Here is a 14,692-nt window from a genome sequence, read left to right on the forward strand (position 1 = left end):
AGGGGAAATAATAGTGATGGGAAATAGAGATAGTCGATTTAGAGTTTTAGCGCTCATTTTGAGCGTGCTGTTCTTTTGTGCGGGTATTGTATTAACGCTTGGTATTTTTCTACCAATTACCGGATTCGCTTCGTCGAACTATGCGTTGTTTGCGATGGGGCAACGGGTCTTTTCCGTTTATGGATTCTCGTCTTTTTTAATTCCGCTCCTCTTTTTATATGGGGCGGTGTTGCTGCTTATCCCCGGCTGGTCGCGTGAATCCAAAGCGGTGCTGCTCGGTGTGCCGCTCTATTTTGTTACCGCAATCATCGGCGAACGGCTCATCACCGTTTTTGCTCCATCGGTTTCCATTCCGACCCTTCGGCAATTTGTAACTATTTCAATATTGATTTGCGCACTGTTGCTCGTTTGTTTTGAAATTTTCTTGATGTTGACACTCAGCGAAAAGCTCTCCGGTCGACACTTCTTTGTACGCAATATCTCTGAGAAAGAGCAGGTTCCTAAGAATGATGAAGCAAATGACAGCGATACCGGCGAAGAGCCTATCTTTCCAGCTCCGGCGGTAGAAGCAGCGGCGCCAGAGGTGGAGCAAGCGCCGGATTCGCCCGAAACGGAGCAAGCCTCAGCTGCTTCTACAGCATCTTCGGTTCCGCCGGAGAAAACGTCAGACGGAACATTGGAGAGCACCGCAACCGATAGCGTCGAAGTACCGGTTTTGCCCGCAAAAGCCCCGGACAAAGCCGCAATTCCGCCGGAAGAGGCGGAAGACGAATTATCAACTTCTCCGGTATCGATAGATATGACCGATACGGATACGGTATATAGAGTTCCCAATGTACCTGAAGAGGATACCATTATTGTCGTTCCGGTAGAGGAGCATCCCATTGAATCACCGGCAGCAGATACTATTGAGCCTACGGATACGAATATAGAAGAAATACCTTTGTTGGAAGAAGTTGAGGAAGATGTACAGCCCCTTCCGCTGTCAACTCCGTTATCGGCGGTTATGGATATGCAGGAAAAAGAGGCTGTCCGTCCGGTATTTGATCCCTCCGATCCCAACAACTTGTTTGCCAGCTTGGAGGAAATCACCGCTCCCGTTGAACGCCTTAAACAGACCGATCATTCCGAAACGCAGCTCAATCCACCGCTGCCGAAAGAAGACACAGCGCCTACACCGTCGGTTGAAAATGCACCGGCTATGACAGAAAGCTCCGAAGCCCCTACTCCGTTAAAAAATGAAACGGCTACAGCGGAAGAAGACGCAACGGCTGTTCCTCAAATGGATATTATTCCGGAAGAAACAACTCCGGAACATCAAACGATAGCAGCAGCGAGTCCTCAAGCAGAACCGGAGATACCGCTTGTCTTTGTAAACGGCGTGCCGCTGCCGAATGAGCGTTCGGACATACTCGATACCATGGAAGTTATCGATTCGGAAAAAACGGAAGCAGCAGATATACAGAATACTGCCGTAACGGATGCAGACATCAAAACTGCAGGGGTACAAGAAGCTACGGCCGCGGACATCGGTACCGAAACGCAGGAATCCGATAGTACCATCGATATGGCGAATGCACGGATTGGAGATGATGTTGCGGAAACCGATATCGGCGCCGAAGCGGATATCGCCATTGATAGCTTTGACGCGCAGGACGAAGAAACGGCTGACGACGGCGAAGCGGAACAGGAGACTGAGGAAGAACCGGAGCCGAATAGCGACGGCGGCGAATCGGAAGCGGATGAAGAATTAGACTCGAATGCCGATGAAGCATTTTTGAAAACCATCGAACAAACAGTACCGATCATACCAGCAAAACCGGCGCCTCCCCCGCCGCCGCGCAAAAAATATGCCATCCCGTTTGATCTTTTAACGAATTATCCCGACGGCGAATATTGGGTTGTGGACGATGCGACACGGCGGTCGGCGCTCATGCTGAAATCAACCTTTAACGAATTTAAAATCGACGTGTCCATTACCGGTATCCGTAAGGGGCCGGTTGTAACGATGTTTGAAATGCTGCCTTCACCGGGTATCAAGTTGTCCAAGATTACCAATCTACAGGATAATATCGCATTGCGTCTTGCAGCCTCCAGCGTCCGTATTGTCGCGCCGATTCCGGGCAAACATGCAGTCGGTATCGAAGTTCCCAACAAGAAGCGTTCGATTGTCAGCTTTCGGGAGCTGATAGAAACCGATTTGCCGGAAGCTGCAAAAATGGCCATCCCCGTTGCTCTCGGAAAAGACGTAACGGGAAATCCGCAAGTGCTTGACCTCGCACAAACTCCGCATCTACTTATCGCAGGCGCGACCGGTTCGGGTAAATCGGTTTGCGTTAATTCGATTATACTGTCGATTCTCTATAACCGCCGCCCTGACGAGGTAAAGCTGATTTTAGTCGACCCGAAAATCGTCGAACTCAAGCTCTATAACGACATAGCTCACCTTTTAACGCCTGTCATTACCGAACCGAAGCGGGCGTTCCAAGCGTTGCAATATGCGCTCTGCGAAATGGAACGGCGCTATGCCTTGCTCGATAATATGGGCGTGCGCGACATTAAAACCTTCAATGCGAAAATCAAATCGGAGCGGATTGCAACGGAAACCTTGCCTTATATTGTCATCATCATCGATGAGTTTGCAGACCTTATGGCGACGTCAGGTAAGGAACTTGAAGCCACGGTCGCACGCCTGTGCGCAATGAGCCGCGCAGTCGGTATTCATTTGGTGCTTGCAACGCAACGACCGTCTATCGACGTCATCACCGGTTTGATTAAGGCAAATATTCCGAGCAGAATTGCGTTCATGGTTGCGTCAAAAACCGATAGCCGAATCATCTTGGACGAGATGGGCGCGGAAAAACTGCTTGGAAAAGGCGATATGCTGTATGTAAGTGCGGCTCGTCCGTTCCCAACCCGTATGCAGGGAGCTTTTGTTTCCGAACAGGAAGTAGAACGTGTTGTCGCCTGCGTAAAGGAATACTGCGAACCAGAATATATCGATGAAGAAATCTTTGTTGATGATGATGACGAACCCTATGATAATGCCGTGTTCTCTGACGATAACGATCCGCTCTACGATCAGGCCTTGGAAATCGTTGCGTTTGCAGGAAAAGCCTCCGCCTCTTATGTACAGCGGAAACTGAAAATCGGATACAATCGCGCAGCTCGTCTTATCGAAGAGATGGAAGCCCGCGGTATTGTCGGCCCTGCAAACGGTTCAAAGCCCCGGGAAATCATCAGGCACGTGTAAAACTGTAACCCGATCGGCTTACTCTGTAAAGAAAAGATTTGTCATACCGCTAACGTGAGTTTTAGAGGCTCTCTATTGACAAATAACGCTTCTTGTATTACATACGTCATACAAGAAGTGTATATGACTTATTTGCGCCCGACCAGTATCATGGTTCGGGCGTGTTCATTATAGGGAGAGCGGTCAAAGTCGCCGTAGATTTCGACGGAAGTAAAACCGGCAGATAGCATCAGCTGCCGCAATTCGGTTGCGGCATAGAGGCGCTGTACAAAAGTGTGGTCGGCTTTGAGTCCGTCTTTTGTGTAGAGCTGCCAATGCGAGCGCAAGCCCTCCCATGCGCCTTCTACCGTAAAATCGGTGAGCACGGTATAGCCTGCCCGCTCGAACCATTCTCCGGCAGTAAAATCCCGCACGGCTATTTCCCGTCCCACCATTTCGAGAATGAAACAGCCGCCTTTTTTTAACGACTGCGCAATATTACTGATAATAAGCGCATCCTCTTCAATCGTTTTGCAGTAGCCGAAGCTTGTATATATATTGACTGCAATATCAAAGGCTGCGGGACGTACAAACTCCCGTAAATCCGCTTGCACCCATTCGATCGTTACATTTTCCGCAGCAGCAGCCTCCGCCGCCGCATCCAGAAACGGCTTGATAAGATCGACGCCGGTAACCTGCGCCCCGATGACGGCAAGTTCAACGGCAATACGGCCTAACCCGCACCCTGCATCAAAGATTTTTAACTCCTGCGGCGGCCGTCCTGTCCCTGCTAGTTTGAAAATTCCTTCGGCAACAGCGGGCGCTTCCTGCCAACGAGGAACATCAAACATGATAGGCGCATACTGTACCCAAAAAGCTTCATTTTCAAACCACTCGTTCATATTGCCTCTTTCATTTTTCCGGCTTAAGATTCAGTCCGTCGCTTCCGCTACTGCCGATTAATAGCTGTACTATTTTGCTCGGGATTCGTACCGGCTTGATCAGTATCCTTGTCGGTTTGATCGGTACCCGTGCCCGTTTGTAAGAATGCATCTAAACCGGCATTCCGATTAACGCTGCCGTCGGCAATCAGTTTTTGTTTCAACACATTAGCTCGATGATTTTCAGGATCAAGTTTCAATGCCCGATTCAACAGTGTGATTGCTTCCGGCATCCCATTACGCTCAGCGTATATCCGCGCAGCTTCGTAGAGCATCTTGCTTTTTGTGTGATTATCGGAAAGAAGCTCCACAGCGCGGGAGAAATACTTAATCGCCATATCAGGTTCATTGCGGGCATCATAGATATAGGCTTGATCAACCGTCGCAGGAATTTTATAGCGGGCATCATTTTCAACCTCGGCAAAATTTTTTAACGCCGCAGTCGAATATCCCTGCACTGCACGACGGATACCGTTGTAGAATACGTCTTCGTCATGATTATCAGCCTTATCGATTCCGAAAGAAGCGTTAAAGTCGCCCGAAGATGCAAAATACCACCGTGCGTACGCCTTGACCAACGGATTATGAGGATGGGCTTCCAGAATTTTCCACATTTCTCCGTTTCCCTGTGCATAGTTTTGCGGCTGCACATAGCGATATCGGAATTTTTCCAGCAGGAATCGTATATCCTCACTATCGGTCGCCATTGCTCCCTCAAGCACTTCTTCAGCAGAAAGGGTAAAAGCAGAAGACACGAATAAGTTTTTTTCCATCTCTAATGAGAAAAAATCCTTACTTTGCAGATATTCATCCAACGGATCTTTTTGATTATGAGCCGCCTTGATAGCGGAACAGGCACGGACATACTGTGCAACAGCCGGATAGTATCCCGGATTTTGCGAAATACAGTCAATCAATACTTCGGCTTTTTCTTCTTGGGTAGGAGCGGTCATCGCTAAGTTATAAAAAACTTCACTTGAAGAATCCGCATAACGGTCGATATACATTTGCCAAAAACCGCGCGCCTGCTCCATATCACCAAGTCCTGCACTTGCATCGGCAGCGAGCAAAAGATGACGGCGAGCATATTCAAAAATTTTAGGGTTGTTTTCGGGAAGCCCAACCATATCGCTATATGCAAGGGAATAAACCAAATCGTCCAGTACCGGCTGAAAATTCCCCATATCATAAGCCAAACACGACCAAAAATAGGGGGAACGAAGCGCTTCTTCTTTGCCAATCCGTGAACGCAGGGCTGCAGCCTGTGCAATGTCGCCTTGGTGGGCAAGCATTACGGCAGCATTCTCCAAAAAAATATGTTCGCCCGTAAGCCGAAACCCCTCTTGCCAAAAAGGAACCGGTGTCCGATACGTTTGTTTTGCCTTATCCACGTGGATAAGCGCCTCCGTTCCAATACCGGCATAAGGAGTACCTTGCAAAGTTTCAGCAGCAACAGCAGCATCTTCTATCCGGTCTTCCTGCATCAGTGTATGAGTAAGGGCAGCTTTAAGCATCGAATCATCAGGATATTTTTTCAAGCCGGCCTGAATGGATTGTAAGGCTTGAACAGGACTATGCAGGCGTAATTCCCGCTTTGCAATGCTTAAATATTGAATGGGGAGCTGTGCTTTTTTACGCAATGCGCGTAAGCTATTCAGCGCTTTTTGAGTGTTGCCTTCTTGAACAACACTGTCAATGGCATTCAGTCTTTGTTGGAAAAGCTCATTTTTATCTGTTTTTGAACATGCAGTAACAATAAGGCAGAGTAAAAGACTTCCTATAAGGAAGAGATTAGTTTTTGTCCTTTTCATAGGAGCAGTCTAAACATTCTCGTTTGACGCTGTCAAGTACTGCGTTTACAAACTTAAAGGAATCATCGGTACCATACGTGCGGGCGATTGTAACGGCTTCGTTAATTATGATTCTAGGATCGGTGTCTTGTTGGAAAAGAAGAGAATAGGTACCAAGCCGAAGAATTGCTTTGTCAACCAATTTAAGCCGATTAAAATCCCAGTTTTCTAAGTTCTTGGTGATGAGGGTATCGATTTCATTGATATGCTCAACAGTACCTAAAAAAAGGAGCTTTGAAAATAAAAAATCTTCGTCATGTACCTCTTTACCGGTACGTTCGACCCACGGAAAGGGCAATAAATCATCAGGTGGAAGAGAACCTGCGTCCCAAGCGAATAGCGCTTGAAATGCGAGAATTCTTCCGCGTCGTCTTCCGATCGCCATTTTTACCACGAAAGCGCTTTTTCAAGATCAGCACCGGTTTTAAATATGACAAAATTTTCCGGTTTATGAAGATCATTGGTTACCGAAACTAACGCATTGTTAAGCGCTTCATTTTGGCGCTGCATAATTACCATCTTTTTGATATATTCATAGAGACTGACATTTCCACCGGGTTCTACAACATCACTTAAACCGAGTATTTTCGCATCTTTTTTCTCTAAGACAACAAAACACTGGTAATTAGCGCCTGTTTCGGTTATCGGAGACACTTCTCCTACTTTCATGTTAAAAATCTTGAGAAGCTCGTCCATCGGAATACCGAGTTGTTCTGCAGCCAATGCGGTTTTACTGACAAAAATCTCTCCTGCCTGATAACCTGAATTCTTTGCTTGCGATTTTTTACGGATATCGGCAGTAGCCTTTGGGTTTGCTGTCAGCTTTTTTTGAACATCTTTTATCATTTTCTCTGCAGAGTTTGCTTTGTCACCTTTCGGCGCTACCACAAGGAAAAGCTGTACCGTATCGGGCTGCACAAAGGATTGCTTGTTTACTTCATAATATGAGCGGATTTGATCGTCGCTCGGACTGGGAATCGATTGCAGCTCTTTTTGTTTTTTCTGCATCACATACGCTTGCGCCGTCAGCTGAGTTCGCAAAAAACTTTTAAACTCCGCAAGAGTCATGCCGTTTTGTGCCTTCATATATTCGTCAAGCGACATATTCGTTTTTTCTTTAATCAGTTTTGCAAAATCCGCTTCGGATACCTGCTGCCCCAATTGATTGGATACGTATTCGGTAAAGTAATTATTTACTTCCGAATCCGTAATTTTTATCCCGTCTTTTTCAGCAGCCTGAACAATTAAACGCTCATTGATAAGGCCGTCCAGCGTTTGCTGCCGCTCTTCTAAGGTCATTTTCCGACCGATTTCTTTTTCCAAGGCAGAAACACGAGTTTTGAGCTGACCAAGCGTAATCGGTGCCCGTCCGGTAAGTTTTACTTCTGCAATAGGCTGCAAATTGGTTTGCGCAAAGACGCCGCTTATAGATAAACTTAATACAATAAACAATGTGATTACAGTTTTTTTCATCATATCCTCTTCAGATTTTGATATTTATAAACAAGCAAACAACCGATAAGTTACTTACAGACCTTGTACATCCTATTTTATAAGTACCGCACGAATACGTCTGATTCCCGCCGATGACGATTGTTCTTTTTGGATTACGAACTTGCCCAATACACCGGTGTGTTCTACGTGCGGACCGCCGCATACTTCTTTGGAGAAGTTGCCAATGGAATACACTTTGACGGTATCTTCGTATTTTTCACCGAAGAGCGCCATCGCACCGGATCTTTTTGCTTCCTCAAGCGACATTATTTCCATAGTAACCGGTAAATCCGCTTGAATCTGCTCGTTGACAATACGCTCAACCTCAGCTTTTTCCTCAGCTGTCATCGGCTGTGGATGGGAAAAGTCGAAGCGGAGCCGTTCTGCCGTAATATTAGAACCTTTTTGTTCAACATGATCGCCGAGTACCATTCGCAGCGCCTTATGCAAAAGATGCGTTGCCGTATGGTACGCCGTCGTTTGCTCGGAGTGATCCGCTAGACCGCCTTTAAAAATTTGTTCGCTGCCTGCACGGGAGAGCGCTTGATGCTTTTTAAAGGCTTCTTCAAACTCCGCTTTGTCAACGGTTAACCCCGATTCCCGCGCGAGTTCTTCAGTAAGCTCAATGGGGAACCCGTAAGTATCGTAGAGTTTAAAGGCAAGCCGCCCCGGAATAACCTTTTTAGGATTCTTCAACAGATTCGGCTTCATCTTTTCGTATTCCGCTTCGCCTTTTTTGAGGGTTTCGAGGAAGCGCTTTTCTTCCGCCTCAAGCTCGGCAGTGATAAGCGCTTCTTTCTCTTTTAATTCGGGATAGGCGCCCTTGTATTGCTCGATGACAACCTTTGCCGGAATTGCGAGAAACGTTCCTTCGATACCGAGTTTTCTGCCGTGGCGGACAGCCCGTCTGATAATACGGCGGAGAACATACCCTGCTCCGATATTGGACGGCAGCACGGCTTTCGGGTCGCCCAAGATAACGGTAGCAGCACGGATATGATCACAGATAATACGAACTGATACATCTTTTTCAGCATCGCTTCCATACCGATAGCCGGTTATCTTTTCGACCGCGGCAATAAGCGGGGTAAAGATCTCCGTTTCGTAGACTGATTTTTTCCCTTGCAGCATAGCAACGGTACGCTCAATCCCCATGCCGGTATCGACACAGTGCCGCTCCAGCGTGTGATACGAACCGTCTTGTTCTTTGCGGTACTGCATAAAGACGTCGTTCCATATTTCGACGTATTTACCGCAGCTGCAGCCCGGCCGGCATCCGGCGCTGCACGCCGGTTTTCCCGTGTCGATGAACATTTCGGTGTCGGGACCGCAAGGACCTGTTTCTCCTGCAGGCCCCCACCAGTTGTCCTCGCGGGGTAAAAAGTGAATCCTTTCTTTAGGAATCCCATGCTTTTCCCAAATCTCCGCCGATTCGGTGTCGCGCGGAACTTTATCATCCCCTGCAAAGACCGTTACCGAAAGGAGATCGACTGGAATGTTAAGGTATTGAGGGCTTGTTAAAAATTCAAAGCTGTACCCGATTGCTTCCTTTTTAAAGTAGTCGCCGAGCGACCAATTCCCCAACATCTCAAAAAAGGTGAGGTGAGAAGCGTCGCCTACCGCGTCGATGTCTCCGGTGCGGATACACTTTTGGTAGTCCGTTAAACGGGTACCCGCAGGGTGCGGTTCTCCCATCAGGTAGGGAACAAGGGGGTGCATACCTGCGGTGGTAAATAATACGGTGGGATCGTTTTCGGGAATAACCGACTTACCGGAAATTTCCACATGGCCTTTACTCTTAAAAAATGCAATATACTTGGAACGAAGTTCGTCTGCTGTAATGTGTTTATTCATATCTTACCATAGTAAGAAAAGCTGTCGAACCTGTCAACTGTACTTTTGAAAATAGACGACGCATCTGCGCCTTGTATCCGGTACCACTATTTTCAAAAGCGCTGGCTATGCAGAACGGACACGGATGTCCGGGGTTTTACACAGCAGCGAAAAAAGACGGCGGCAGTTCCGGTGCACAATTTCGCATAAGTGTTCTATCGAACACTGCCGATATTCGCTTGCCGCCTGATAGGTATACGGAATATTTAACGGGGTGTTTACCTCCCGTCTAACCGGTTGAGGGGCGAGGTACGGAGCATCCGTCTCCAATAGTAGTTTATCGTCGGGAACCATGCGTACCAGTTCCGCTATTGCGGAAGAGGTTTCGGCATTGTCAGTGTATGTGATGGTGCCCGGAAATGAAAGATACCAGCCCCGTTCCAAAAAAGCTTCGGCTTCCTTCTTCCCATAAGAGAAACAGTGAATGACACCGCGGTGCCAGCCTACTTCGTCGATACAACGGAGCGTCGGTTCAAAGCCGTCGCGTGAATGAATAATCACAGCCAATCCGTACCGTTTGGCAAGGGCAAGCTGTTCTTTAAAAAGCTGTTCTTCGCCTGCAAGATCGCCGGTTCCCGTACCGGTAGATCCGGCATGGTTCCAATGCCGATCGATGCCGCATTCTCCGACTGCCGTATACAGCTGCCCGCTTTTTAAAATGGCTTGAACATCTGCTTCAAGCTTTTGCATCGATTCAGCCCTATGTTCAATAGCGACACGTCCCGGCCACAGTCCTGCAGAAAAATGAATAAAATCGGGTATACTGCTATTTTTATCCCATATATCTGCAACGGTATTATACCGCGGCGTAAAATCTCCGGCATCAGTTCCTATATCCATTATAAAAGGATAGCCTTCTTCCTGCATCTCTTTCAGTATAAGTGGAAAGTGCGCCGCTTTTTGAGAAATATGACGTAAATGGCAATGAGAGTCTGTAAACAATCTTGACCGCCTCTATAATTTCCGGTATAGTATATCATCTTTGCCGGAGTGGTGGAATTGGTAGACACCAGGGACTTAAAATCCCTTGACTGGTAACGGTCGTACGAGTTCAAGTCTCGTCTCCGGCAGGTTCTTTCATCTTATGCCTTATCTATGCACAATGTTTCTATAATATCCCGTATCATAGAGTTTCAGAATCAGTAGATAGTATCTCCATCGATCTCCTAAAAACATCTTTCCCCTTTTGCACTTAATTTTTTTTCTTGTTTTCCGATATTGTCTGTATGAAGCTATGGGAGGATCTTATGAGAAAATACCATGTACTGTCAGCTCTGGTGGGGGTATTGTTGTTATTGCCCCTTGGAGCGGAAGAATTACTCACAGCAGAAACTTATGCATCTTATTACGGAGAAGCTTTTAACGGCCGACCGACGTCAAGCGGCGAAATTTTCGATATGAATGCCTATACGGCAGCCCATAAAACACTGCCGTTCGGAACTTTTCTTGAAGTAACCAATCTTGAAAACGGGAAAAAAGTGGTGGTACGCGTAAACGACCGCGGCCCATTCGTCCCAAACCGTGAGATAGATTTATCAAAAGCTGCTGCTAAATCATTGGGAATGATTAGCCGCGGTATCACACGGGTTTCGATTAAACGGGTTGATTCACTTGATCATGCAGCCTTGATGGCAACAACTGATGTTTATAGCGACACACCGGCGGCTCCCGCACAAAAAGAAACACCTTTTGCATCCGAAACACAACCTGAAGCAGTGCCTGTTCAGAATGATGCAGTTCCCGATACACCAGCTAAAGGTTCCGGCACAGCAGTAGAAGCCCAAACGACGCCGTCTACAGTACCACAAGCCCAAGCAGTACAGCCTAATACAACGCAAGGACAACCGGTATCTGTAGATCAACAAACAGCAAAGCCTGAAACGGTCAAAGGTGTTGCAAACCGTTCAGCTTCTGCACAACCGGAACAAACTCCGGCGCCTGTTTATTTACCGGGAACTTCCGGTGTGTTGTGGCGAATTCAGCTGGGCGCTTTTGCACGGGAAGAAAATGCACTGAGACTTGTTGTCCAGCTGAGAAAAGCAGGGTTCGACCCTGCATACGAGCGTACTGAAAAATCGGTACGGGTTGTTCTTCCGGGTATACAACCTGACGATCTTGAAAAAGTAAAAGAAGCACTGGCGAATCATTCCTTCACCGACTACGTAATCAGACAGGAAAGCTGGTAAGCCGATTTTTTTATCAAAGTAAACGTATCAGACAAATCGACAACTCCGAGACGCAAGGTGCAGGGGTTGTCGATCGTTATATGCTATGGTGATCGTGTCGAGGAAGATAACCGATGTAATTGGTGTTTTGACATTTTCGTTATCAAACCCGCATCCTACCGAAACGACAGGGAAATCTTCAATGCTATCGGGGATGACAATATCGCCGCCTTTTCCAACGTACTTTAAAATAACTACTCCCGTACCGTCTCCGTTTAAGTCGTACTCAAAATCCGAAGAGAGAGAGACGCTCTGCGCCAATACCGGTATCACGCCGATCCCGCTGAGCAAAATAATGGATAGTAATGCGATAGAAAAAAGTTTTTTATTCATTTTGTATACCCTTATAAAATATATTGTTTAGAACCTTCATTCGCACTATTTATTGATTAATATCCATAAGCGAACCAGTTGACGAACTTCCCATTGTTTTGGATTCTACCCCACACACACAATAGTCCTCTTCCTTTCTTTATACCGATTTGATAAATTTCTTTATTAACGGTGTTGTATTCACCAAGCGCTGACCAAATCAACCACCATTCTCTCTCGGATAGTTTTTCAACACGCCAGATAGTAACTCCCTTCTCACGGAAGTTCTGACTTGTCATATTGTACGCGCCCTCAGATTGTAGTATCTCCCACGCACCATTCGCATCATTACATAGATAGGCTATTGCTGCTTCCCCCCGTCCATCCTTTTTCATAATTATAATAATATTTAAATACAAATACTCCTTGCCCATACGTCGTTCCGATGAACAGCGCCAAACACATACATACGATAATCTTTTTCATAAGTTTTCCTCTCTGATTTTTTCGAAGTGTATTGCATCTTCGATTTTTATAGTATGTTCCATATTGCAGAGTTAAAATTACTTCCACGACCGAGGGGCGTGTAGTAGATAGAACCAATAGGAAAAATTTGTATCCGTTGAAAATTCACAGACACAAATATATTGATATCCATCAATGAGATCTTCCATACGAGAAATACCAATCGTATATACATCACCTTTGGTGGTCTCAAAGACATTTAAAGCACGTTTAACCCATTCCATTTGTTCCCGGGATGGTTTATCATCAGTCAAACGACCTTGAGATTTTAACTTTTTAAAAACAGCATCACGATTATTTTGTCCATCATAAATAGCAAGTATGGTGTAATCACCTACCTTAAATATTTCTAGATTATTCGCAAACATAGCTGAAAAAATAACTAAAAATATAAGGCTTAAAAACGTTCTCTTTTTCATTTTTCAATCTCCTTTTTTTTGATCGAATATAAAATTACAAAAATCCCGATAGGAAAAAGCATTTCCCATCGGGATACGTGGTGATACATGATGTTTGCGGTAAGCAAACCCGATAGTTCAGCCCTGCTGTAAATGGCAGGGCTATAGACAGCGAAAATCAAGCGTTTATTTTTTAGCCGCTTGTTTTTTCTCACCAAGTCTAAACGAGGGACATACTTTTACATTGAAGATATTAGCCCTTCCTACACCGGAAGTTGAATAAAGCGTCGGAATTTCGTTAATCGAAATACCAATACCGACTAAATTCGTAAAAAAGTATTCAAATCCTATATGGAAAGCCAAGCCTATTGTCATGGCTGTGTGTACGGTTTTCGTTTTTACCTTTTTATCCGCAACTTTAACTTCCGTTTCCACTTCATAGCCAAAGGTGCCTACGGCAGGACCACCTGCCAAACGGAGGTATGCTTTGTCCTTTGCGAATTTAAACGTATAGCCCGGCATTATCCGTGAATTCCATACCAAGCCCTTATTCACGCTCAGACCTACAGAGGTACTATCAACCTTACGTAGAAGACTTTTCTCCTGTTGAACCGGAATAATAACTGAGTCCCGCCCCCGGCAGCATCACAAATTCTGCAAACGCATGTGCAGAAACCAACGCAAGACAGAGAAACATAATAGCAATTTTCTTCATCTTAAAAACTCCTTTTTGGTGTTAAGAACACCTTAAAAATAATAACCGGCAAGAAAGTGTTAATTTCTTGCCGTAAAAGCCTTTATTCTTACCATAAAGGGATTTTATATTTATGCTTTTTTGAATTTATAGGTAAGCCACTCTGTCCACATTTCAAAGGTACCGTTTTCAACCTTGTATTTAAATTCTCGGTTGAGATAAGTCGCTAATGTGAACCCTGTAAACTGTATTGTATCACCGCTTACCGTATAGGTACCGTTGTCTGGTACGGTTCGCCTTGCTGTGGTGAATGTAGCTTTCACATGCCCGCTTTTAAGCCGTAAAGTCATTGTAGCAGCTGTAGTCTCTGACTTCCAGGTAATCCCCTCGATACTTGATGCAGTATTTCCGCCTCCGGCCCCCCCCCAAAAAAAAAGTCAAGAGAAAAATTCAAGGTTTCAAAATTTATTGACAATTACGTACATACACTATATATTGATGAGAGGCTGTAGGCCATGTTAAAAGGTGAACTTGTTAAGTTTGGCAGATTCGAGTGGTGGTCTGAAAAAGAAAATGCGAACATCAGGAACCATAGGGATGCAAATAACAATGGGATTCCGTTTCGGGATATTTTGCCTATTTTTGACGACCCTTATTTTTATGAAATATACGACATAAAACATTCCGACGCCGGACAAGATAGATATAACGGTTTTGGGTATGTGGAAAAATCCGGTTTAAGCATTGTGCAAGTTGTGTACACGGAGACCGGTCGAATCCATATTATCTCAGCTCGTCCTGCAACAGCGCAGGAAAGGAAAATGTATTATGACAGACTTAGACGAATATATCACCAAATGTGAGGCTTGTGCAGTTCCCGACAGTCAAATTAACACAACAGATATTCCGGAATTAACTGAAGAAGATTTTGCGCGGGGACACTTTAAGTATTGGAAACCGCTTAAAAAGTCGGTAACATTCCGTATCGATTTTGATAACTTATCGTGGCTGCAAAGTAAGGGTGCAAAAGGGTATCAAAAACGAATGAACGAGGTAATACGCTGGGCACGGCAAAACGGGTGTCCGTTAGTGTGAGCTTCAACTATCTCGCCCGATAGCACCTAAATC

Annotated in this window: 15 protein-coding genes and 1 tRNA gene; 5 read left to right on the forward strand and 11 right to left on the reverse strand. The window is 45.6% G+C overall.

The genetic code is table 11. From position 1 onward, the window contains the following. Positions 1 to 16: 16 nt before the first annotated feature. Entirely contained in the window at positions 17 to 3,253 is a 3,237-nt protein-coding gene (locus HGH47_RS04055; RefSeq protein WP_432910519.1) for a DNA translocase FtsK, read from the forward strand. Positions 3,254 to 3,381: 128 nt separating this feature from the next. Here HGH47_RS04055 and HGH47_RS04060 read toward each other — a convergent pair whose 3' ends face one another. From HGH47_RS04060 to HGH47_RS04085, 6 genes are all read right to left on the reverse strand, one after another. Next, complete coding sequence (locus HGH47_RS04060) at positions 3,382 to 4,134, reverse strand: class I SAM-dependent methyltransferase (protein WP_212565633.1); 753 nt, start codon at positions 4,132 to 4,134, stop codon at positions 3,382 to 3,384. Positions 4,135 to 4,181: 47 nt separating this feature from the next. Next, positions 4,182 to 5,984 carry a tetratricopeptide repeat protein gene (locus HGH47_RS04065; protein ID WP_230974494.1) on the reverse strand — a complete coding sequence of 601 codons (1,803 nt, stop codon included), beginning with the start codon at positions 5,982 to 5,984 and terminating at the stop codon, positions 4,182 to 4,184. Next, on the reverse strand, positions 5,965 to 6,408 hold the full coding sequence (gene nusB / locus HGH47_RS04070; protein ID WP_212565634.1) for a transcription antitermination factor NusB: 444 nt from the start codon (positions 6,406 to 6,408) through the stop codon (positions 5,965 to 5,967). The genes HGH47_RS04065 and nusB overlap by 20 nt, the downstream gene beginning before the upstream one ends. Before the next feature lie 2 nt (positions 6,409 to 6,410). Then, positions 6,411 to 7,496 carry a peptidyl-prolyl cis-trans isomerase gene (locus HGH47_RS04075; protein ID WP_212565635.1) on the reverse strand — a complete coding sequence of 362 codons (1,086 nt, stop codon included), beginning with the start codon at positions 7,494 to 7,496 and terminating at the stop codon, positions 6,411 to 6,413. Positions 7,497 to 7,568: 72 nt separating this feature from the next. Continuing rightward, entirely contained in the window at positions 7,569 to 9,371 is a 1,803-nt protein-coding gene (locus HGH47_RS04080; protein WP_432910525.1) for an alanine--tRNA ligase, read from the reverse strand. A 105-nt stretch (positions 9,372 to 9,476) separates the two neighbouring features. Beyond that, entirely contained in the window at positions 9,477 to 10,352 is an 876-nt protein-coding gene (locus HGH47_RS04085) for a TatD family hydrolase (protein ID WP_212565636.1), read from the reverse strand. A gap of 42 nt (positions 10,353 to 10,394) precedes the next feature. On the opposite strand from HGH47_RS04085, the gene HGH47_RS04090 reads away from it, so the two are divergent. Beyond that, positions 10,395 to 10,480, forward strand: a tRNA-Leu gene (locus HGH47_RS04090). A 177-nt stretch (positions 10,481 to 10,657) separates the two neighbouring features. Beyond that, on the forward strand, positions 10,658 to 11,596 hold the full coding sequence (locus tag HGH47_RS04095; protein ID WP_212565637.1) for a septal ring lytic transglycosylase RlpA family protein: 939 nt from the start codon (positions 10,658 to 10,660) through the stop codon (positions 11,594 to 11,596). A 27-nt stretch (positions 11,597 to 11,623) separates the two neighbouring features. On the opposite strand, the gene HGH47_RS04100 is transcribed toward HGH47_RS04095, so the two are convergent. The 5 genes from HGH47_RS04100 to HGH47_RS04120 form a co-directional block, all read right to left on the reverse strand. Then, positions 11,624 to 11,968 carry a hypothetical protein gene (locus tag HGH47_RS04100; protein ID WP_212565638.1) on the reverse strand — a complete coding sequence of 115 codons (345 nt, stop codon included), beginning with the start codon at positions 11,966 to 11,968 and terminating at the stop codon, positions 11,624 to 11,626. Between the two features lie 56 nt (positions 11,969 to 12,024). After that, positions 12,025 to 12,381 (reverse strand): hypothetical protein, encoded by a 357-nt coding sequence (locus HGH47_RS04105; RefSeq protein WP_212565639.1) that lies wholly within the window; start codon positions 12,379 to 12,381, stop codon positions 12,025 to 12,027. Positions 12,382 to 12,510: 129 nt separating this feature from the next. Beyond that, complete coding sequence (locus tag HGH47_RS04110; protein ID WP_212565640.1) at positions 12,511 to 12,891, reverse strand: hypothetical protein; 381 nt, start codon at positions 12,889 to 12,891, stop codon at positions 12,511 to 12,513. Between the two features lie 165 nt (positions 12,892 to 13,056). Then, positions 13,057 to 13,425, reverse strand: coding sequence for a DUF2715 domain-containing protein (locus HGH47_RS04115; protein ID WP_432910528.1), 369 nt, complete (start codon positions 13,423 to 13,425; stop codon positions 13,057 to 13,059). 28 nt (positions 13,426 to 13,453) lie between these two features. Continuing rightward, the gene (locus tag HGH47_RS04120; protein WP_256481851.1) at positions 13,454 to 13,585 is read right to left on the reverse strand and encodes a hypothetical protein; all 132 of its coding nucleotides are present in this window, start codon (positions 13,583 to 13,585) and stop codon (positions 13,454 to 13,456) included. Between the two features lie 494 nt (positions 13,586 to 14,079). Here HGH47_RS04120 and HGH47_RS04125 point away from each other — a divergent pair, with 494 nt between their 5' ends. Together HGH47_RS04125 and HGH47_RS04130 are read left to right on the forward strand one after the other, a co-directional pair. Next, positions 14,080 to 14,427 (forward strand): BrnT family toxin, encoded by a 348-nt coding sequence (locus HGH47_RS04125; protein WP_212565641.1) that lies wholly within the window; start codon positions 14,080 to 14,082, stop codon positions 14,425 to 14,427. Next, a complete protein-coding gene (locus HGH47_RS04130; protein ID WP_212565642.1) occupies positions 14,393 to 14,659 on the forward strand; it encodes a BrnA antitoxin family protein in 267 nt (88 codons plus the stop codon). Before HGH47_RS04125 ends, HGH47_RS04130 begins: the two co-directional genes overlap by 35 nt. Positions 14,660 to 14,692: the final 33 nt, after the last annotated feature.

The organism is Treponema sp. OMZ 805, from assembly GCF_050937395.1.
Classification (GTDB): Bacteria; Spirochaetota; Spirochaetia; order Treponematales; family Treponemataceae; genus Treponema.